At 70.1% G+C, this 19,920-nt stretch carries 19 protein-coding genes; 8 read left to right on the top strand and 11 right to left on the bottom strand.

Going from position 1 to position 19,920, the window contains the following annotated elements; translation table 11 throughout:
- Nucleotides 1-13: 13 nt before the first annotated feature.
- The 4 genes from B5V46_RS12195 to B5V46_RS12180 are packed head-to-tail and all read right to left on the bottom strand — an operon-like array spanning nt 14 to nt 3,939.
- A complete protein-coding gene (locus B5V46_RS12195; RefSeq protein WP_080616854.1) occupies nt 14-586 on the bottom strand; it encodes a membrane integrity-associated transporter subunit PqiC in 573 nt (190 codons plus the stop codon).
- 1 nt (nt 587) lies between these two features.
- On the bottom strand, nt 588-2,672 hold the full coding sequence (locus tag B5V46_RS12190; RefSeq protein WP_080616853.1) for an MlaD family protein: 2,085 nt from the start codon (nt 2,670-2,672) through the stop codon (nt 588-590).
- Nucleotides 2,669-3,277 (bottom strand): paraquat-inducible protein A, encoded by a 609-nt coding sequence (locus tag B5V46_RS12185; RefSeq protein ID WP_080618044.1) that lies wholly within the window; start codon nt 3,275-3,277, stop codon nt 2,669-2,671. The genes B5V46_RS12190 and B5V46_RS12185 overlap by 4 nt, the downstream gene beginning before the upstream one ends.
- 14 nt (nt 3,278-3,291) lie before the next feature.
- Entirely contained in the window at nt 3,292-3,939 is a 648-nt protein-coding gene (locus B5V46_RS12180; RefSeq protein ID WP_080616852.1) for a paraquat-inducible protein A, read from the bottom strand.
- 395 nt (nt 3,940-4,334) lie between these two features.
- Between B5V46_RS12180 and B5V46_RS20685 the strand changes: the two genes are divergently transcribed.
- From B5V46_RS20685 to B5V46_RS12170, 3 genes are all read left to right on the top strand, one after another.
- Entirely contained in the window at nt 4,335-4,748 is a 414-nt protein-coding gene (locus B5V46_RS20685) for a glycosyl hydrolase (RefSeq protein WP_255377923.1), read from the top strand.
- On the top strand, nt 4,646-5,146 hold the full coding sequence (locus B5V46_RS20680; protein ID WP_255377922.1) for a glycosyl hydrolase: 501 nt from the start codon (nt 4,646-4,648) through the stop codon (nt 5,144-5,146). Before B5V46_RS20685 ends, B5V46_RS20680 begins: the two co-directional genes overlap by 103 nt.
- Nucleotides 5,147-5,385: 239 nt before the next feature.
- Nucleotides 5,386-6,285, top strand: a complete 900-nt coding sequence (locus B5V46_RS12170) for a UTP--glucose-1-phosphate uridylyltransferase (protein WP_080616851.1) — start codon at nt 5,386-5,388, stop codon at nt 6,283-6,285.
- A 501-nt stretch (nt 6,286-6,786) separates the two neighbouring features.
- On the opposite strand, the gene meaB is transcribed toward B5V46_RS12170, so the two are convergent.
- Nucleotides 6,787-7,770 carry a methylmalonyl Co-A mutase-associated GTPase MeaB gene (gene meaB / locus B5V46_RS12165; RefSeq protein WP_080616850.1) on the bottom strand — a complete coding sequence of 328 codons (984 nt, stop codon included), beginning with the start codon at nt 7,768-7,770 and terminating at the stop codon, nt 6,787-6,789.
- A gap of 147 nt (nt 7,771-7,917) precedes the next feature.
- Here meaB and hrpB point away from each other — a divergent pair, with 147 nt between their 5' ends.
- On the top strand, nt 7,918-10,359 hold the full coding sequence (gene hrpB / locus B5V46_RS12160; RefSeq protein ID WP_080618043.1) for an ATP-dependent helicase HrpB: 2,442 nt from the start codon (nt 7,918-7,920) through the stop codon (nt 10,357-10,359).
- A gap of 276 nt (nt 10,360-10,635) precedes the next feature.
- Here hrpB and argF read toward each other — a convergent pair whose 3' ends face one another.
- Nucleotides 10,636-11,562 (bottom strand): ornithine carbamoyltransferase, encoded by a 927-nt coding sequence (argF, locus tag B5V46_RS12155; protein WP_080616849.1) that lies wholly within the window; start codon nt 11,560-11,562, stop codon nt 10,636-10,638.
- The gene (locus B5V46_RS12150) at nt 11,559-12,749 is read right to left on the bottom strand and encodes an aspartate aminotransferase family protein (RefSeq protein WP_080616848.1); all 1,191 of its coding nucleotides are present in this window, start codon (nt 12,747-12,749) and stop codon (nt 11,559-11,561) included. Before B5V46_RS12150 ends, argF begins: the two co-directional genes overlap by 4 nt.
- 1,127 nt (nt 12,750-13,876) lie before the next feature.
- Between B5V46_RS12150 and B5V46_RS12145 the strand changes: the two genes are divergently transcribed.
- Together B5V46_RS12145 and mce are read left to right on the top strand one after the other, a co-directional pair.
- Nucleotides 13,877-14,680: a GNAT family N-acetyltransferase gene (locus B5V46_RS12145; protein ID WP_080616847.1), complete on the top strand. Its 804-nt coding sequence runs from the start codon at nt 13,877-13,879 to the stop codon at nt 14,678-14,680.
- Nucleotides 14,677-15,081 carry a methylmalonyl-CoA epimerase gene (mce, locus tag B5V46_RS12140; protein WP_080616846.1) on the top strand — a complete coding sequence of 135 codons (405 nt, stop codon included), beginning with the start codon at nt 14,677-14,679 and terminating at the stop codon, nt 15,079-15,081. The genes B5V46_RS12145 and mce overlap by 4 nt, the downstream gene beginning before the upstream one ends.
- 35 nt (nt 15,082-15,116) lie before the next feature.
- On the opposite strand, the gene plsY is transcribed toward mce, so the two are convergent.
- Genes plsY through B5V46_RS12120 form a run of 4 tightly spaced genes read right to left on the bottom strand, consistent with a single transcriptional unit; the run spans nt 15,117 to nt 18,402 of the window.
- On the bottom strand, nt 15,117-15,728 hold the full coding sequence (gene plsY / locus B5V46_RS12135; protein ID WP_080616845.1) for a glycerol-3-phosphate 1-O-acyltransferase PlsY: 612 nt from the start codon (nt 15,726-15,728) through the stop codon (nt 15,117-15,119).
- Between the two features lie 4 nt (nt 15,729-15,732).
- Nucleotides 15,733-17,007, bottom strand: a complete 1,275-nt coding sequence (pyrC, locus tag B5V46_RS12130) for a dihydroorotase (RefSeq protein WP_080616844.1) — start codon at nt 17,005-17,007, stop codon at nt 15,733-15,735.
- Nucleotides 17,004-17,450 (bottom strand): hypothetical protein, encoded by a 447-nt coding sequence (locus tag B5V46_RS12125; RefSeq protein WP_080616843.1) that lies wholly within the window; start codon nt 17,448-17,450, stop codon nt 17,004-17,006. Before B5V46_RS12125 ends, pyrC begins: the two co-directional genes overlap by 4 nt.
- The gene (locus B5V46_RS12120) at nt 17,443-18,402 is read right to left on the bottom strand and encodes an aspartate carbamoyltransferase catalytic subunit (protein ID WP_080616842.1); all 960 of its coding nucleotides are present in this window, start codon (nt 18,400-18,402) and stop codon (nt 17,443-17,445) included. The genes B5V46_RS12125 and B5V46_RS12120 overlap by 8 nt, the downstream gene beginning before the upstream one ends.
- Nucleotides 18,403-18,499: 97 nt before the next feature.
- Between B5V46_RS12120 and B5V46_RS12115 the strand changes: the two genes are divergently transcribed.
- The gene (locus B5V46_RS12115) at nt 18,500-19,294 is read left to right on the top strand and encodes a uracil-DNA glycosylase family protein (protein WP_080616841.1); all 795 of its coding nucleotides are present in this window, start codon (nt 18,500-18,502) and stop codon (nt 19,292-19,294) included.
- Nucleotides 19,294-19,920: a LysE family translocator gene (locus B5V46_RS12110; RefSeq protein WP_080616840.1), complete on the top strand. Its 627-nt coding sequence runs from the start codon at nt 19,294-19,296 to the stop codon at nt 19,918-19,920. The genes B5V46_RS12115 and B5V46_RS12110 overlap by 1 nt, the downstream gene beginning before the upstream one ends.

Here is a 19,920-nt window from a genome sequence, read left to right as displayed (position 1 = left end):
GCTGGCGACGGGGTCAGCGCAGGCCGGTGCGGGCGATCCGGGTGGCCAGCTCGCCGAGGGCGGCGCCCCGGGCGGCGGCGATCTCGGCGGGACCGGCAGGGGCCGCGATCGGGGTCGAGATCGCGAAGGGTGCCGCGCGGTTCCGCCCGCCGACATCGGGCGCCACGAAGAATTGCCCGGTCAGGCGGTAGGTGCCATCGGGCTCTGCCAGCATGTCTGCCACCCGGACCTCGAGCGTCGCCTGGGCGCGGTCGAAGAAGGGCCAGGGCTCGGCCGCGACCTGGGCGCCGGTCATCTGCGCCAGCAGGCGGGCCAGATCCTGGGTGATGGCGCGTGTGGGATCGTCGGCCCAGAGCACATCCGAGGACGAGCTCAGCGCGCCGCTGGCGCTGCGGCTGTAGATCTCCTCCGAGGCGGCATAGGTCGGCAGCGACACGTCGCGGATCGCGATGCTGCGCCAGGCGACGGGCAGGCGCGGCCCGGCGACGGCGGTCTCGGGCACGGTATAGCGCTCGGGGCTGCCATTGCAGGCAGACAGCGCGAGGGCAAGCGGGACGAGGGCGGCAGGAAGCAGGAATTGTTTCATGTCAGCGTCCGAACAGGATCGAGTTGGGGTTGCGTTCCAGGGCCCGCGACAGCGCGGCCACGGCCTGGGCGGCGCGCTGGATCTCGCGCAGCGCGCTGTCGATCTCGCGGCCCATCCCGCGCGAGGCGTCATAGCCCTCGATGGTGCTCGAGGCCTGGCCCAGCACGCGCTGCGCCCGCTCCAGCAACTCGGGCAGGTCGCGCGCGGCGGCCGAGATGTCATCGGCGGCCGAGCGCGCCGAGGCGAGGGTGGCATTGGCATTGCCGACGATCCCGCCCTCGCGCAGCTCGGCCAGCATCGCGGCCAGCTCGCGCAGCGCGGCCGAGAGGTCGGTGGGCAGGTTGCGGGCCTGATCGGTGTCGATCAGCCGGTCGGTGCTGTCGAGCAGCGCCGAGATCCGCTGCGCAAGCTCGTCCAGCGGCAATGTCGTGGCCTGATCGGCCACCGCATTCAGCCGCGCGACCAGGTCGGGCAGCCCGGCCGCGGCGGTATCGATGGTCTCCGCGGCGCTGGCAGCGGCGTCGAGCGCGGTGGTGAGGCGGTTGGCGGCATCGGCCTCGGCCAGCTGGCGCGCCAGCGTCTCGATGGCCGCGACCGTGCCGTCGATCCGGCCGGGCAGGGCCTGCATCTCCTCCGAGCCGACAATGCCGCGGGCCTCTTCCAGCAGCGCGCGCACCTCGCCCGGCACGGCGCGGATCTCGTCGCTGCCGGCCAGCGTGCTGACGCTGTTCAGCGCGTCGATGGCGCTTTGCATCAGGTCCTCGATGGGCAGGTCGTTGATACGGTTGTAAAGTCCTTCAGCGGTGGCCGAGACGTTGGAAATGTCGCTTGCCGTGGTCGGGATCACCGGGTTCGGATCTGCGTCGCGCTCTATCTCGGCCGGTGCTCTCGCGGCGGTTTCGATCAGTTCGACCTTGAGCCTGGCGGTCAGGATCGAGGCGCTCGCGAGCCGCGCCCGCAGCCCCTCGCGCACCCGTCCGGCGAGATAGTCGAGCGCGTCCTCGGCGCTTGCAGGCGCCTTGAGCCCGAGCCGGGCGGGCTGGATGGCCAGCGTCGCCGCCAGCCGCACCCGGTCGTCGCCGAAGCGCTTCGCATCGACAATGCCGTTCAGGGCGGTGACGCGGCCGATCCGCAGACCGCCCAGCGTGACCGGCGCATCCACCGCCAGCCCTTCGACATTCTCCGCGAAATAGGCGGTCAGAGTCAGCGCGGCGCCCTCGTCGAGGGCGAAGACGCTGGCGCGCGCGGTCGATTCGTCGGGATAGACCTCGAAGCGGGTGTCAGGTTCGACCCGCTGGCCGCCCGAGACCACGCTCTGGAAGGTGACCCCGCCCGAGACCAGCGCCGCCACCGACGAGAAATCGACCCGCGCGCCGCCGGGGCCGAGCGAGAAGGAAAAGCCCGAACTGTCCCAGAACCGGGTCGAGCTCGAGATCAGCCGGTCATGCGGGGCGAAGACGATGGCATCGGCCTCGACGGTCGAGCCGTCCTGGCTGACCTCGGCCTTGCCGATCCGGCCGACCTCGATGCCGCGGTAGAGGATCGGGGCCTCCTCGGTCAGCCCGGCATCGCTGGCGGCCCGCAGCCGGAGCCGCAGGCCGGGGCGGCCCTCGCGGTTGAGCGGGGCCGCGTTCTTGCCGCGATGGCGTTCCACGAAGCCGTCGGGCGTGTCATCCCAGATGCCCTGGATGAACACGCCCGACAGAACGGTCGACAGCCCGGTCACGCCGCGGGCGCTGACCTCGGGCTGGACCACCCAGAAGGCGGCGCCGTCATCGACATAGGGCGCGACCGCCTTGTCGAGCCGCACCGAGACCAGTACCTCGTCGAGATTGTCGGTGAAGCCCACCTTCTCGACGAGGCCCACGGTCACGTCGCGGTAATGCAGCGCGGTCTCGCCCGCCTTGATGCCAGAGGCATTCTCGAAGGTCAGTTCCAGCAGCGGCCCGCGGTCGACATAGCTGTGCCAGGCCACGCCCAGCGCGATGGCCAGCGCCGCGGCCGGGATCACCCAGACGATGGAGATGCGCTCGAGCAGGCCGCGGCCTGCCGGTTGCACCGGGGTTTCGGGGGGCAGATCGGTCATGCCATATGGCTCCGGGGGGCAGGAGGAGGATCGGTCTTGTCCCAGAGCAGGCGGCTGTCGAAGCTTTGTGCCGACAGCATGGTCGCGATGACCGAGACGGCGAAGAAGAGGCTTGCGGGGCCGGGGCTGATCGAGACCACGGCGCCGAGCTGGACCAGCGAGGACAGGATGGCGACGACGAAGACGTCGATCATCGACCAGCGGCCGATATACTCGACCACCTCGTAAAGCTGCTGGCGCCGGACCCGGCTGAGTCGGCTGCCGCGGGTGATGCCGAGCGCGAGCCCGGCCACAGCGAGGAACTTGCCGATCGGGATCAGGACCGAGGCGGTGAGGATCACGGCCGCGATGCCCCAGCTGCCGTGACGGGCAATCTCGACCGCGCCGCCGATGATGGTGTTGTCCTGGGTGTCGCCCAGGGTCCGGGTCTCGAGCATCGGGTAGATGTTGGCTGGCACATAGGCGATCAGCCCGAAGCACCACCAGGCCCAGACCCGCTGCAGCGAAAGCGGTGCGCGCGGGCTCAGCTTCTGGCCGCAGCGCGCGCAATGCGGGGTCTCCGCCGGCCAGATCCGGGTGCAGCGGGTGCAGGCCACCAGGCCCATGTCGCGCGCGGTTCTCACCTGTCCAGAGACCTCCATACCGAATATCTGCACATGAAGGTGTCCTGTACCACGATCAGGATGACAAGGGCCGAGAACATCCAGAAGGCGGGGCCGAAGGCGACCTGGGCGAGATCCGAGATCTTGACCAGCGCGACCGCGCAGCCGATGGCGAATACCTCGGCCATCGACCAGGGGCGCAGGCTCTCGGACAGCCGGAAGGCCACGCGGGCATGCCGGGCGGGCGGGCGGTCGAGCACGATGGGCGTGAGCACGTAGAGGATCAGAAGCGCCCGCAGCACCGGCACGAAGACGATAAGTGCGGCCACGGCCAGCGTCAGCACCAGCAGCATCGGGCGCCCGGCGAAGGCCAGCGCCGCGTCGAGGACCGAGGTCGCGTTGCTCATGCCGCCCGCCTCGACCTTGAGAAAGGGTGTCAGGGTCGCGGCGCAGATCAGCACCACCACCGTCAGGGCGACCGCGATCAGCCGCTGCCCGGCCTGGCGCTGCGGCGCGATCAGCACGGTATGGCAGCGCGCGCAGACCGCGCGGGCCCGGGGCGCGGGCTGAACCGCCCGGTAGACCGCGTCGCATTTCGGGCAGGCGATCAGCCCGGAAAGGTCAGTCTCGGTGGGGAAGGGCTCGGTGGGTGAGGGGACGGTCATCTGGATCTATCGGGCCTTGGCAGCGCAGCCCTCAGCATAGACCTCTGTCGGCCCTATTCCAGAGCCAACCGGCCCGCGGCGGGCCACCGCGATCCCGACCTCTGCATTGCGGTGGCCGAATTGTGGCGGGCCCACCGGCAAGCTGCGCGGCCTTCCGGCCCTGGCGACGGTCATTTATGGCGCATTTCGAAGACGGTTCCTGCCTGTCTGCCATCACCGTTTCGCAATGCAGAACGGAATGTCCTTCGAATTCCTGAATGAAGCACCCCTTTCGCCGCATTTTCTACACGCGCCGGGGCTAGCCTTGTCGGCAAAGCGAGGGGGCGCTTCCGTCGAAGGGATGCGAAAGGACCGGCAATGCCAGGAAAAACCTTTTTTTCCTTGCCGTCTCGCTTTTGTCCCTGACAGGTCCGGCACTGGCCCGGAAAGCCGGCATCGGGGCCTGGGAGAACAGCCAGTACACCACGATCCGCTGGATCGAGGAGCAGCCCGCCCTGGAGTGGTATTACACATGGCGGACCGATCAGCTCTGGACCGCGATGCCGGTCCCCCGCAGCGTCGAATTCGTGCCGATGATCCATTCCGAACGCGACCTCGCGGCGGAGATCCGCCCGGATCTGCCGGTGGGCGCGCTCCTGACCTTCAACGTACCCAACGGCCATGGCGCCCATCAAGGCGGGTTGAGCGTCGCGCGCGCGCTCGCGCTGTGGCCGCAGGTCGAGGCCAGGGGGCGGGGCTCCGGATCGGCAGCCCCGCCACCACCCAGGCTGGAACGCTCGGCCCCGGCTCCTGGCAGCGCCGGTTCATGACCGAGGCCGGGCGGCGCGGCTTCCGGATCGACTTCATGGCGGTGCATTACTATTCGACCGACGGCGATGTGGTGGCCTTCCGGCGCTGGCTGCAGGCGGTCCATCGCGCCTATCGCCGCCCGATCTGGGTGACCGAATTCGCGCCGGTTGACTGGGATCGCCCGGGCGAGGGCAGCTATGCCGCCAGCGCGGCCTTTCTCGAAGGCGCGGTCCGGATGATGGAAGGGCTGCCTTTCGTCGAGCGGCATGCCTGGTTCGCGACCAATCCCTATCCGTGGCAGGGTGTGGTGCCGAAGATCACTCTTGTCGACGATCGCCTGCGCCCCACGCCGGCGGGGCAGACCTTCCGCCGCCTGCTCTCCGAGCTGGGCGGGCGCGAGATCGGCTGCACCGACTGATCCGCCTTGCCCCGATCCGGGGTCCGGCCCGGGGGGGCATTGTCTCCGATGCGGCTCTGCGCGGGCCTCTGTCCGGCCATGTTCCGATTTCCGGGGCCTGACCGCAGGCTTCCGGCAAGAGCGCGGGGCAGGCGGCGGAGTTTTGCCGGGGCGCCGAGTAAAAATGCGGCATCGGCTGAAACCTTTTGCGACCGGGCCCCGTTATGCTGCAGGTGCATTCAGTATTTCAGGAGTTTCACATGATCCCTTCGCCCGTGCGGACCGCCATCTTTCCCGTCGCAGGGCTCGGAACCCGCTTTCTGCCCGCGACCAAGGCGACGCCGAAGGAACTGCTTCCTGTCATCGATACCCCGCTGATCCAGTTCGCCATCGACGAGGCACGCGCGGCCGGGGTTGAACGCATGGTCTTCGTCAGCCATCCGTCGAAAACCGCCATCGAACGTCATGTGCGCGCCGATGCCGATCTGATCGAGACGCTGCGCGCCCGCGGCAAGGCGCGGATTGCCGCCGAGCTCGAGGCGGCGGCGCTGGACGAGGACGAGCACGAGGTCGAATTCGTCATGCAGCACGAGCAGCGCGGGCTGGGTCATGCCGTGCTTTGCGCCCGGGCGCATGTGCTGCCGGGGCCGGTGGCGGTGCTGCTGCCCGACGACCTGATCCTGTCCGAGCCGGGATGCCTTGCGCAGATGGTCGAGGCCTATGGCCGCGCCGGGGCCGGGCATATGGTCGCTGCGATGGATGTGACGCCCGAGACGGTTTCGCGCTATGGCGTGCTCGATCCGACCGCGCAGGAGGGCCGGATCACCCGGGCGCGCGGCATGGTCGAGAAGCCCGCCGCCGCCGAGGCGCCGTCGCTGAAGGCGGTGGTCGGGCGTTACATTCTCGATGCCGCGATCTTCGATGCCCTCGCCAGCCAGGGACCGGGCGCCAATGACGAGATCCAGCTGACCGATGCGATTGCCCGGGATGCGGCGCGGCTGGGGCTTGCGGGCTTCGGTTTCGACGGGGTGCGCTATGATTGCGGGTCCAAGGCGGGGATGCTGGACGCGACCCTGGCGCTGGCCAGCCGCGATCCCGATTGCGCCGAGGTGCTGGCGCGCTGGAGCGATGACAGCCCGGCCGCGATCGCGGCGGAATAAGCCGTCCATAAACCGCCTGCGACCGACGAAAAAAGGTCCCCCGGGCAGGGAGGGGTGGCCTGATGATGCGATGACCGCTCACCCCGGCACAGATGCCATTGGGGCGGGTGCAGCAGCAGGGCCGCAGACGGATCTGGAGTGAACCGGGCAGGAAGACGCTTCGATGGATCCGTTCCCGGCGAATGCGCCCGGCCTTTTCGCTTGTCTTCGCGGTGCTGGTCCGGGGAGTGTTCAGGTCCGGTGGATCTGGCCGAAGCGGCCGCGCGCCCCCGGGCATTGTTGTCGACCGGCCAATTCGTCGGCCGAAGCACCCGGGTTCGCGGCTGCTCATGCCATCCGTCCGAGCGCAGGACTGCGTGATGTGGCTCCGACGGATGAGCTCGGCAACAACGCCATTGCGATGGGGCGGCCATTCGGGGCCTCGGCCGGAGCTTGGCGGCTGCGGCCGAAACCCGATCCGGGGGAAGATTTTCAGGGCTTTTGCAGCCGGGCCCGTTCTGGTCAGGCGCTGACGCCCAGCGCGGCCAACATCTCGGTCGAGGCATGGGCGACGGTCAGCTCGCCTTCGGCCACCTTCGCGCCGAGATCGGCCATCCGCGCCCGCATCGCCGGGTCGCGGTCGAGCCGGGCGAGCAGACCGCGGCGGACTTCTTCCGCGAACCAGTAGCGGGCCTGGGCGGCGCGGCGGGCCGTGAAATGGCCGTTCTCGCGGCGCCAGTCGGCAAGGGTCTGCATGTCCTCCCAGGCCTCGCGAAGCCCGCGTTCCTCGACCGCCGAGACGGCGACGGCCTTGGGGAACCCCTCGGGATCCTGGGGGCGGCGGCGCAACAGGTGCAGCGCGCCCGCGTAATCGGCCCGGGTGCGTTCGGCGGCGGGCTTCAGATCGCCATCGGCCTTGTTGACGAGGATCAGGTCGGCCATCTCCATGATGCCGCGCTTGACCCCCTGCAGCTCGTCGCCGCCCGCAGGCGCCATCAGCAGCACGAACAGATCGGTCATCTCGGCCACCATGGTTTCGGACTGGCCGACTCCCACGGTCTCGATCAGCACGATGCCGAAGCCCGCCGCCTCGCAAAGCGCCACCGCCTCGCGGGTGCGGCGCGCGACGCCGCCCAGAGCCGACTGGCTGGGCGAGGGGCGGATGAAGGCATTCGGGTCGCGCGACAGCCGCTCCATCCGGGTCTTGTCGCCGAGGATCGAGCCGCCCGAGCGGGCCGAGGACGGGTCGACCGCCAGCACCGCGACCTTGTGGCCCTCGGCTGTCAGCATCCTGCCGAAGCTTTCGATCAGGGTCGACTTGCCCACGCCCGGCGTGCCCGACAACCCGATCCGGAGCGCCTGTCCGGGGGCGTCGGTCAAAAGGCCCAGCAGCTCCTGGGCCTGGGCGCGGTGATCCTCGCGACCGCTTTCGATCAGGGTGATCGCCCGGGCGAGGGCACGGCGTTCGCCGGATTTGAGGCGGTGGGCAAGCTCGGCTGGGGTCATCGGCGGCTCCGGATCTTCGGGGGCGGCTCCTGTCTTGCCCTGCCGGGGCCGGGCTGTCCAGCCCTCCGTCCGGGGCGTCGTCCGGGCCGTCGTCCCGCCAGGCGGCGCGCTCTGGCCGTGCGGGCCTGGATGACGCATAAGACGGCCATGACCAAGCTGCCCATCGACGCCGTCCTGCCCGAGCTGACCGCCGCCCTTTCCCGCGCGGGCCGGGCCGTGCTGCAGGCGCCGCCCGGGGCGGGCAAGACCACGCGGGTGCCGCTGGCGATGCTGGAGGCCGGGCTGACGGCGGAGCGGATCGTGATGCTCGAGCCGCGGCGCCTTGCCGCGCGGGCCGCGGCCGAGCGGATGGCCGAGGCCCTGGGCGAGCCGGTCGGCCAGACCGTCGGCTACCGTATCCGGGGCGAGGCGAAGGTGGGTCGCGCCACCCGCATCGAGGTCGTGACCGAGGGCATCCTGACGCGGATGATCCAGTCCGACCCGGGGCTCGAGGGCATCGGCGCGGTGATCTTCGATGAATTCCACGAACGCTCGCTGAATGCCGATCTGGGGCTGGCGCTGGCCTGGGAGGTCCGGGGGGTGCTGCGCGAGGACCTGATCCTCGTGGTGATGTCGGCGACGCTGGATGCCGCGCCGGTGGCGGCGCTGATGGCGGATGCGCCCGTCGTGAGCTCCGGGGGGCGCAGCTTTCCGGTCGAGACGCGCTGGTTGCCGCGCCCGCTGCCAAAGGGCAGGCGCCTGCCCGAGGCCACCGCCGATCTGGTGCTCGAGGCCGTGGCCGGAACCGAAGGGGGCGTGCTGGTCTTCCTGCCGGGCGAGGGAGAGATCCGGCGCTGTGCCGCGGCACTCGAGGGGCGGCTGCCCGAGGGCTGTCACATCCGGCCGCTTTACGGCGCGCTGCCCTTCGCCGAGCAGCGTGCCGCGATCCTGCCCGCGCGCGAGGGCCGCAAGGTGGTGCTGGCCACCTCGATTGCCGAGACCTCGCTGACCATCGAGGATGTGCGGGTGGTGGTCGATGCGGGCCGCGCCCGCCGGTCGCGCTTCGATCCGAATTCCGGCATGGCGCGGCTGGTGACCGAGCGCGTCACCCGCGCCGAGGCCGAGCAGCGCCGCGGCCGGGCCGGGCGGGTGGCCGAGGGCGTCTGCTACCGGCTCTGGACCAGGGGCGAGGAGGGCGCCCTTGCTGCCTATCCCCCGCCCGAGATCGAGGCGGGCGACCTTGCGGGGCTGGCTTTGGACCTCGCGGCCTGGGGGGCGTCGGGACCTGGCGATCTGGCCTTCCTGACCCCGCCCAATCCGGGGGGCTTCGCCGAGGCGCGGGCGCTTCTGGCCGGGCTCGGGGCGCTTGACGCCCTGGGCCGGATCACCGGCCATGGCCGCGCGCTGGCGGCGCTGCCCCTGCATCCGCGGCTCGGGCATATGCTGCTTTCGGCAGGGCGGCAGGCCGCGCCTCTGGCCGCGCTTCTGTCCGAACGCGACCCCTTGCGCGGGGCGGGCGCCGATCTGGCGCTGCGGCTGCGCTGCCTGACCGGGCCGAACGCCCCGAGCCCGGTGCCGCCCGACCGGGGCGCGCTTGCCCGGATCCGGGCCGAGGCGAAGCGGCTGGCCGCGCGCGCTCCCGAGGCCCCGCGTCCGATGAGCCCGGGCGAGATGGCGGCGCTCGCCTATCCCGACCGGATCGGCCTGCGCCGCAAGGGGGACGAGCCGCGCTATGTGCTGTCCGGCGGCAAGGGCGCGGTTCTCGAGGCCTCGGATCCGCTGGCCGGACAACGGCTGATCGTGGCGCTCGATCTCGATGGCGATGCCCGCGAGGCGAAGGTGCGGCTTGCCGCGCCGCTCTCCGAAGCGGACCTGCGCGCGGTCCATGGCGCGGCCATCGGCTGGCAGGATGTCTGCGAATGGTCGCGGCGCGAGGCCCGCGTGGCGATGCGGCGGCAGGAACGCTTCGGCGCGCTGGTGCTCGATGACCGCAACTGGCCCGATCCCCCGCCCGAGACGGTGGCGCGTGCCATGCTCGAGGGCGTCCGCGCGCTGGGCCTGCCCTGGAGCGATGCGGCACGCCGCTTCCGGGCGCGGGTCGAGCTTCTGCGCGCCGAGGGCGCGGAGTTGCCCGATTTCTCCGATGCGGGACTGATGGCCGGGCTCGAGGACTGGCTGCTGCCGCATCTGGGCGGGGTTCGGACAGCAGAGGATCTCAAGCGCTTCGACCTGCTGCCGGCGCTGAGCGCCCGGCTCGACTGGGAGACCCGGCAGAGCGTCGACCGCCTCGCGCCGTCCAGCTTCGAGACCCCTCTCGGCCGGAAGATCCCCATCGACTATGACGGCGAGGCGCCGGCGATCGCGCTGCGCCTGCAGGAGCTCTTCGGCGTGATCGAACACCCGAGGGTGGGGCCGAACCGGCTGCCGCTCCGGATCACGCTGCTCTCACCGGCCGGACGTCCGGTCCAGGTGACCATGGACCTGCCGGGCTTCTGGGCGACGAGCTATGCCGACGTACGCAAGGATATGCGGGGACGCTACCCGCGCCATCCCTGGCCCGAGGATCCGACCGCCGCCGACCCGACGCTCCGCGCCAAGCGCCGGAGCTGACCGCGCGCGGCCCTGGCGGCTGCCGCGACACAGGCCCTTTCTCCCGGCTCCGGCCCGACGGCTATCGTCCCGGCCATCGCTCCGGATTCCGCGCCTGCCCTTCTTCCTGGTGCCAATACCCCCGCCGGAGGCGCCGCGCGCATCTTGCGCGCGGCCCGGCCCAACCCCGGCCCAACCCCGGCCAAGCCGGGCAAAGCCCGGTGCGGGTCCGGGGGCGGGAGCGCCCCCAGTGCCTTCGCTGCGGCCCCGGAGGCCTGAGATCCGGATGCAGAAACCTCAGACGCCGAGGCAATGGCGCATGATCGCCTTTTGCGCATGGAGCCGGTTCTCGGCCTCGTCGAAGACCACCGAATTCGGCCCGTCCATCACCGCGTTGGTCGCCTCCTCGTCGCGATGCGCGGGCAGGCAATGCATGAACAGCGCGTCGGGCTTCGCCGCCGCCATCAGCCGCTCGTTCACCTGATAGGGGCGCAGCTGGTTGTGGCGCCGCTCGCGCGCCGATTGCGGATCGTGCATCGACACCCAGGTATCGGTCACCACCAGATCGGCCCCCTCGACGGCCTTGAGCGGATCGCGCTCGATGACGATCTTCGCGCCCTTCGCCCGCGCCGCCTCGACGAAGACCGGTTCGGGGTCCAGCGTCTGCGGGCCGGTGAAGGTCAGATCGAAGCCGAACTGCCCGGCGGCCTGGATGAAGGAGGCGCAGACATTGTTTCCATCGCCCGACCAGACCACCTTGCGCCCGGCAATCGGGCCGCGATGCTCCTCGAAGGTCAGCAGATCGGCCATGATCTGGCAGGGATGGGTGCGGTTGGTCAGCCCGTTGATCACCGGCACCGTGGCATGATCCGCCATCTCCTGCAGCGTCGCCTCCTCGAAGGTCCGGATCATGATCAGATCGACATAGCGCGACAGCACCCGGGCGGTGTCGGCGATGGTCTCGCCATGGCCCAGCTGCATGTCCTTGCCCGACAGCACCATGCTCTGCCCGCCCATCTGCCGCACGCCGACATCGAAGCTGATCCGGGTCCGGGTCGAGGGCTTCTCGAAGATCAGCGCCACCATCCGCCCGTCAAGCGGGCGCCCGTCATCGGGCGTGGCCTTCGTGCGCCCCTGCCGGGCCTGCTTCATCTCATGCGCGCAATCGAGGATCGCCCGCAGATCGGTCGGGGCGGTGCTGTCGATGTCGAGAAAATGGGTCATGTCCGGGCCTCCTTCGCGGCAACGGCCGTCGCGGCCGCATCGAGCCGGGCCACGGCCTCGGCAATCTCTTCGTCGGAAATCGTCAGCGGCGGCAGGATGCGGACCACATTATCCCCTGCCGGAACCGTCAGCAGATGCTGGTCATAGCCCGCCTGCACCACGTCGGTATTGGCCGCGCGGCATTTCAGCCCCAGCATCAGCCCGGAGCCGCGCACCGCCTCGAACACCTCGGGATGGCTCGCCACCAGCCCTTCCAGCCGTTGCCGCAACAGCCCGGCCTTGCGGTTCACCTCGTCGAGGAAGCCGGGATCGGAAATGATGTCGATCACCGTCTTGCCGACGGCGCAGGCCAGCGGGTTGCCGCCATAGGTCGAGCCATGGCTGCCCGCGGTCATGCCCGAGGCCGCGGCCTCGGTTGCCAGCACCGCGCCCAGCGGGAAGCCGCCGCCGATGCCCTTGGCGATCATCATGATGTCGGGCGCGGCGCCCGCCCATTCATGGGCGAAGAGCTTGCCGGTCCGGCCCATGCCGCATTGCACCTCGTCATAGATCAGAAGCGCGCCGGTCTCGTCGCAGAGATCGCGCAGCCCCTTCAGGCAGGGATCGGGCAGCGGCCTGAGGCCGCCCTCGCCCTGCACGGGTTCGACCATGATCGCGGCCACGGTGTCGTCGATGGCGTTCTGCAGAACCGAGCCATGGGCGCCGAAGGGCAGGTGGATGAAGCCCGGCAGAAGCGGTCCGAATCCCTTGGTCATCTTCTCGGTGCCCACCGCCGCGATCGCGGCCGAGGAGCGGCCGTGGAACGCGCCCGAGAAGGTGACGATGTTCACCCGGTCGGGCTGGCCCTTCTCGTACCAGTATTTCCGGGCCATCTTGACCGCGAGTTCGCAGGCCTCGGTGCCGGAATTGGTGAAGAAGACGGTATCGGCGAAGGTCTTCTCGACCAGCGCGTCGGCCAGCGCCTCCTGTTCGGGGATGTGATAGAGGTTCGACAGGTGCCAGATCCGGTTCGCCTGGGCGGTCAGTGCCGCCACCAGCGCCGGATGGGCATGGCCGAGCGCGTTGACCGCGATCCCGGCGCCGAGATCCAGGTATCGGGTGCCGTCGGTCGCGACAAGCCAGGAGCCTTCGCCGGTCTCGAAGCTGAGCGGCGCGCGGTTATAGATCGGCAGGACGGACGGAACCATCTGGGAAATCCTTCGGAAAAGAGGCCTTATGGGTGCCTCGGGCGACAGAACGTGTCAATTGTCTTCGGAAAGGTGCCAGGGCACGGAGGGGAAGGGTCGGGATGTCGCGTGGGCGCAAGCGGAGGCGGCCGGCTCAGAGACGGCGGCGGCGTCGGCGCAGGGAGATATGAACGCAACGGGTCATGACCTGCGCCTTTAGCGGGAAACGCCGGGCCTGTCCAGACGCTCTGTCGCCGCATCTGTCCGGGCGCCCCGGCCGGGCTTCACGGTCTCTGTATCGGGATCGGCGAGAGGCCTCCGGAGGCGGGCATCCGGGCGGCGGGGCCGTGCTGCCTGCGGCGGGCGCGGCGCCATGCCCGATTGCGGGGGCGGGCGCCGCCTGCCGGGGGCCGCACGCGCCTGTCCTGTCCGCTCGCAAAGGATCGACATGCGCACAGACCGATGGTCCGGGGCGCAGCCCAGGCGCTATGGCCACCGGCCTCGGGAAGGCGCCGGTCTGACAGATTTCGCTGACGGGATGTCCCGGCAGGAGGGGAGGACTGCCAGTTTGCCGCATGATGCGGGCGCGCAGGGGACGGGCAAGGGGGCCAGAGCGCAGCGATCCTCAGGATTGCAGAGAATGACCCGGCGGAGGGGCGTGCGACCGCCATGCCCGTCGCTTCGATGCGGCCCTCGCGAAGGAAAGCCGGGGCATGAGAGCGCAGCCGAAGGCGTGGAGCCAGGTGCCGGACAAGGGCATGAAACGGTCCCCCGGCGGACTGCGGCGCGCCTTTACTGGGCCGGATTTCACGCTCCCCACTTCTCGCCTCCGACTTCTCGCCCCCAACTTCTCGCCACCGTGGCAGCTTTCCGGCCGGGTGCTGTTCACAGCGGGCGGCGGAGGCATGTCACCTGCCGGATATGGTCTCGGGCGGGCCGGTCGGGCCTGCCCGGCGCTTTGCTGCGTTTGGGGCAAGGGCAGATGCGCACCGGTCTCGACCGTCGGACCGGTTTTTCTGTGCTGCAGGCGGCAGGCCGGGGCAGATGGGCGATGGACAAATGCGGCCGGCGCCTGCCTTAATCGAACGGGACCATGACCGGACCATGATCGGGCCATGGATCGGTCCAGAACGGAAAAGGAGCCCGCAATGCCCCCGGATCTGCCCCCGGATTTGCCCCTCGGCGCGCCGCTTCCCGGCTGGAGGCCACCGCCCCGCCCCGGCCGCGACAGCCTTGCCGGGCGCTATTGCCGGCTCGAGCCTCTGAGACGCGACCATGCGGCCGAGCTCCGTGCCGCCCATCTGCTCGATGCCTCGATCTGGACCTATCTGCCCTATGGCCCGTTCCCGGACGAAGCGGCGCTGGCCGACTGGATCGCGTGGGACGCCTCGGGCCCGGATCCGCTGTTCTTCGCGGTGCGCGAGGCGGTCTCGGGCCGGGCGCTGGGCGTGCTCAGCTATCTCAGGATCGCGCCCGGGGCCGGCTCGATCGAGATCGGCCATGTGAATTTCTCGGCGCCGCTGCAACGGTGCCCGGCCGCGACCGAGGCGGTGACGCTGCTGATCGGGCAGGCCTTCGCGCTGGGCTACCGGCGGCTCGAATGGAAATGCGACGCGCTGAACCGGGCCTCGCGCCGGGCGGCCGAACGCTACGGGCTGAGCCATGAGGGCGTCTTCCGTCAGGCCGCGGTGGTGAAGGGGCGCAACCGCGATACCGCCTGGTTCGCCGCCATCGATGCCGAATGGCCGGCGCTGAAGGCGGCCTACGAGACCTGGCTCGACCCGGCGAATTTCGATGCCGGGGGGCGACAGATCGTCCCGCTGTCAGAGCTGACCCGCCCGATCCTCGCGGCCCGCGACCCCGCGCTTGCATCCGGTCCCGAGGCGGGTCTTGCGTCGCGGGACGGCAGACCGGATAACCCGGGCGAACATCATCAGGAGGATCAGGGATGATCGGCCGTCTCAACCATGTCGCCATCGCCGTGCCGGATCTGCAAGCCGCCGCGGCGCAATATGCCGAAACGCTGGGAGCAAAGGTCGGCGCGCCGCAGGACGAACCCGATCACGGCGTGACCGTGGTCTTCATCGAGCTGCCCAATACTAAGATCGAGCTGCTTTCCCCGCTGGGCGAGGCGAGCCCGATCAAGGGGTTTCTCGACAAGAACCCCTCGGGTGGCATTCACCATATCTGCTACGAGGTCGAGGATATCCTCGCCGCCCGCGACCGGCTGAAGGCGCAGGGCGCGCGGGTGCTTGGCTCGGGCGAGCCGAAGATCGGAGCCCATGGCAAGCCGGTGCTGTTCCTGCATCCCAAGGATTTCAACGGCACGCTTATCGAGCTGGAACAGGTCTGAGCCTAGGGGAAGAGGCCCGGCGCTTAGGCGGGGCCTCAGCCGGTCTTGCGGCCGATCTTCGGCTCGGTTCCGGTCAGCAGGCGGCGGATGTTGGCGTGGTGGCGGATGAAGATCAGCACCGCCAGCACCGCCCCCAGCAGCACGGTTTCGCTCCGGCCCAGCAGGATCGCCCAGACCGGCGCCAGCGCCGCGGCGGCCAGCGCCGAAAGCGAGGAATAGCGGAAGGCGGCCGCAAAGGCCGCCCAGGTGGCACAGGCGGCAAGCCCGACCGGCCAGGCCAGCGCCAGGAGCGTGCCGAGGAAGGTCGCGACCCCCTTGCCGCCTCGAAAGCCCAGATAGACCGGGAAGAGATGGCCCAGGAAGGCCGCGCCGCCCGCGATCTGGGCCGCATCCTCGCCCGCCAGCGCCCGCGCGATCAGCACCGCGATGCCGCCCTTGCCTGCATCGAGCACCAGCGTCAGGAAGGCCGCCAGCCTGTTGCCGGTGCGCAGCACATTGGTCGCGCCGATATTGCCCGAGCCGATTTTTCTCAGATCGCCCAGCCCGAAGAGCCGCGCCATGACGATGCCGAAGGGAACCGCCCCCAGCAGGTAGCCGCAGAGCCCGAAAAGCGCCAGCAGCAGGAGGGGGGTGTCGATCATCGGCATCGGGTCAGTCTCCGCCGTGGACGCAGGTTCCGGCGACCCAGGTGCCGAGCACGCGGCCTTCCATCCGGGCGCCGTCGAACGGCGTGTTCTTCGATTTCGATTTCAGCGCGAAGCGGTCCAGCACAAAGGGCGCATCGGGATCGAACAGCACCAGATCGGCCGGGGCTCCCGCCGTCAGCCGCCCGGTCGGCAGGCCGAGCCGCGCCGAGGGGTTCAGCGCCAGCGCGCGCCAGAGCTGGGGCAGGGTGATCGCCCCGGCATGATAAAGCCGCATCGCCGCCGGCAGGATGGTTTCCAGCCCGACCGCGCCCGAGGCGGCCTCTTCATAGGGAAGACGCTTGGATTCCTCGTCCTGCGGCGTGTGCATGGACGAGATCACGTCGATCAGCCCCGAGGCCACGGCCTCGACCAGCGCGACCCGGTCGGTCTCGGCCCTAAGCGGCGGCTTGACCTTGAAGAAGGTGCGGTAATCGCCGACGTCGAATTCGTTCAGCGTCAGGTGATGGATCGAGACGCCCGCCGTCACGTCGCGGCCATTGGCCTTGGCGCGGTCCAGCGCGGGCAGGGCGCGGGCGGTGGTGATCTGGTCGGCATGGTAGCGCACGCCGGTCAGCTCGACGAGGCCCATGTCGCGGTCGAAGCCCATACGCTCGGCCAGGGCGGGCACCGAGGGCAGCCCGCGCAGCGAGGCGAACTTGCCCGAGGTCGCGGCGGCGCCCGCCGACAGGCCCGGATCCTGCGGATGCGCCATCACCAGTGCGCCCAGCGAGCGGGCATAGCTCATCGCCCGGCTCAGCACCTTGCTGTCGGTGACGACATGGTCGCCATCGGTGAAGGCCACGGCGCCGGCATCGAGCAGGAAGCCGATCTCGACCATCTCGCGGCCCTCGCGGCCCTTGGTCAGCGCTGCCATCGGCTTGATCCGGACCGGCGAGACCTCGCGCGCACGGCGGCTGACGAATTCCAGCACCTCGGGGGTGTCGATGGCGGGCAGGGTATCGGGGCGGATGACCATGGTGGTCACGCCGCCCGCCGCCGCCGCCAGCCCGGCCGAGCGGAAGCTTTCCTTGTGGCGTTCGCCCGGCTCGCAGACCTTGACGCCGATATCGACGATGCCCGGGGCGAGACAGGCGCCCTTGCAGTCGATGACCCGGTCGCAATCGGGGGCCGCGTCATGGCCCTTGTCGAGGATCGTGCCGCCGCCCGAAAGCAGCCAGCCCACGCGGTCTGTCCCCGCCTCGGGGTCGATCAGGCGGGCATTGGAAAAGACGGTTCTCATGCCTCCGGCCCTCCCGTGGCCAGCCTCGCCGTGTCGATCCGGGCCTTCACGCCCGCCGGATCTGCGAGAAACTTGATCAGATGCTTGTCGCCGCCCAGCGTGACGACCTGCGTCGCCGCGCCGATGATGCGGACCCTGTCGATGCTCGAGAGCCGCACCCGCCGCCCGCCGGGCCCCAGCAGGGCGCGGTCGGTCAGCACCCAGCGCGCGCCGAGCTCTTCGCTCATCAGGAAGGCGCCCCGGATCGCGATCGCCAGCACCGCCGCGACGATCCCGGCCCAGGGGTAGGGGTTGCCGGTCGCGGCCAGCAGGACGGTCGCGCCGATCCCGGCCAGCACGGCGATGATCGCATGGGCCTTGATATAGGCCCCCCGGTCGGCCCGGAACGTCACCCTGACGGCTTCGCCCTCTTCCAGCGGAGCCTCGGTCCTGGGATCAAACATGGGTGGGCTCCCCGGCCGCCCGGGCCGCGCGCTGGTTCCGTGCCAGCAGGTCCATGCAGGCCATCCGGACCGCGACCCCCATCTCGACCTGATCCTGGATCACCGAGCGGTTGATGTCGTCGGCCAGCGTGCCGTCGATCTCGACGCCGCGGTTCATCGGCCCCGGATGCATGACGATGGCATCTTCCTTCGCATAGGCCAGCTTCTCGGCATCGAGCCCGAAGCGGTGGTAATACTCGCGTTCCGAGGGGATGAAGCCGCCATCCATGCGCTCTTTCTGCAGCCTGAGCATCATCACCACATCGGCGCCCTCGAGGCCCTCTTTCATGTCGTCATAGATCTCGACACCCATATCGGCCGCGCCCGAGGGAATGAGCGTAGGCGGCCCGATCAGCCGCACCCGGTTCTCCATCTTGCCCAGGAGCAGCATGTTCGACCGCGCGACCCGGCTATGGGCGATGTCGCCGCAGATCGCGACCGTCAGGCGCTGGATCCGGCCCTTGGCGCGGCGGATCGTCAGCGCGTCGAGCAGCGCCTGGGTCGGATGCTCGTGCCGGCCGTCGCCGGCATTGATCACCGCGCAATTGACCTTCTGGGCCAGCAGATCGACCGCGCCCGAATGCGGATGGCGCACTACCAGCAGATCGGGATGCATCGCGTTCAGGGTCAGCGCCGTGTCGATCAGCGTCTCGCCCTTTTTGATCGAACTGGCCTGCATCGCCATGTTCATCACATCGGCGCCGAGGCGCTTTCCGGCGATCTCGAAGCTCGACTGGGTTCGGGTCGAGGCCTCGAAGAACATGTTGATCTGGGTGAGCCCCGCCAGCACATCGGCATGTTTGGTGGCGCCGCGGCTGAGATCGACATAGCTTTCCGCCAGGTCGAGGATGATGCGGATGTCCCAGGGGCTGAGATGCTCGATGCCAAGCAGGTGACGCGCGCGAAATTCCATGGAGCCTCCGACCTGATTGGCCCGCTTATAGAAACGGGGGGCGGCAGGGGCAAGGGAGGCATTGCCGAGGCCTCTGCGGCAGCATAGCCTAGGCGCCATGGACCCCGCACTGACCCCGCATGAGGCGCTGGCGCTTCTGGCCTGGCAGGTCGATCTCGGCGCGACCGAGGCGATCTGCGACGCCCCCGTGAACCGTTACGAGGCGCCGCGCCCTGCTCCGGCGGCGACTCCGGCGGCGGCGCGTCCTGTCGCGTCCGCGCCCCGGCCGCCCGCCCGGCCCGCGCCGGTCGATCCGGTGGCGGTGGCGCGCGCGGCGGCGGACGCGGCCACCGATCGCGAGGGGCTGGCGGCGGCGATGGCGGCCTATGAGCTCTGCGAGCTGAAGAAGGGCGCGCGGAATCTCGTCTTTTCCGATGGCAACCCGAAGGCGCGGGTGATGGTGATTGGCGAGGCGCCGGGCCGCGAGGAAGACCTGCAGGGCAAGCCCTTCGTCGGCCGCGCCGGGCATCTGCTCGATCAGATGTTCGGGTATATCGGGCTGGGGCGGAACGATCCGGCGGCCGATCGCGCGCTCTACATCACCAATGTCCTGCCATGGCGGCCGCCGCAGAACCGCGACCCCGAAGCCGGCGAGGTCGCGATGATGCTGCCCTTCCTCGAGCGCCATGTGGCGCTTGCCGATCCCGACATCCTGGTCCTGATGGGCAACCATTCCTGCGGTGCGCTTCTGGGCCGGAAGGGCATCACCCGGCTGCGCGGCCACTGGGTCGAGGCGCTGGGCCGGCCTGCGTTGCCGATGTTCCACCCGGCCTATCTGCTGCGCACCCAGCTGGCCAAGCGCGATGCCTGGCACGATCTGCTGATGCTGCAGACGCGGTTGAGGGGGGGCTGATGGGGCCGGTCGATCTTCTGACGCTCGCGGCCTTCGTGCCGGCGGCACTGGCGCTGAACCTGACGCCCGGGGCCGACATGATGTTCTGTCTGGGGCAGGGGCTGCGGGGCGGCCCGCGCGCGGCGCTGGCGGCCGATCTCGGCATCGCGCTGGGCGGTTTCGTCCATGTCACGCTGGCCGGGCTTGGTCTTGGCGCGGTGGTTGCGGCGGTGCCGGGCGCTTTCGAGGCGATCCGCTGGGCGGGCGTCGCCTATCTGCTCTGGCTGGCCTGGCGGGCGGTCCGTCATGGCGCGCTGGCCCCGGATCTGCCCGCCGTCTCTCCGCGTCGGGCCTTCCGCGAGGGGCTGACGGTCAATCTGACCAATCCCAAGGTGATCCTCTTCGTGCTGGCCTTCCTGCCGCAATTCGTGGTGGTCGAGCGCGGCGCGGTGCTGGCGCAATTCCTGATCCTCGGGGCCGTGCTGTCGCTTGGCGGGCTGCTGGTCAATGGCGCGGTCGGGCTTTTCGCCGGGCAGGCGCGGCGGCTTCTGGGGGGCTCGCGCGCGATGCAGCGCGGGCTCGGCCTCGTTTCGGCGACAATCTTCACGGCGCTGGCGGTGCGGCTGGCGCTTCTGCAAAAGGGATGA

It is taken from the genome of Rhodovulum sp. MB263 (assembly GCF_002073975.1).
In the GTDB taxonomy this organism is placed as follows: Bacteria; Pseudomonadota; Alphaproteobacteria; order Rhodobacterales; family Rhodobacteraceae; genus Rhodovulum.
Note: the sequence above shows the minus strand (reverse complement) of the source record. Positions and strands in the feature narration are given on the sequence as shown.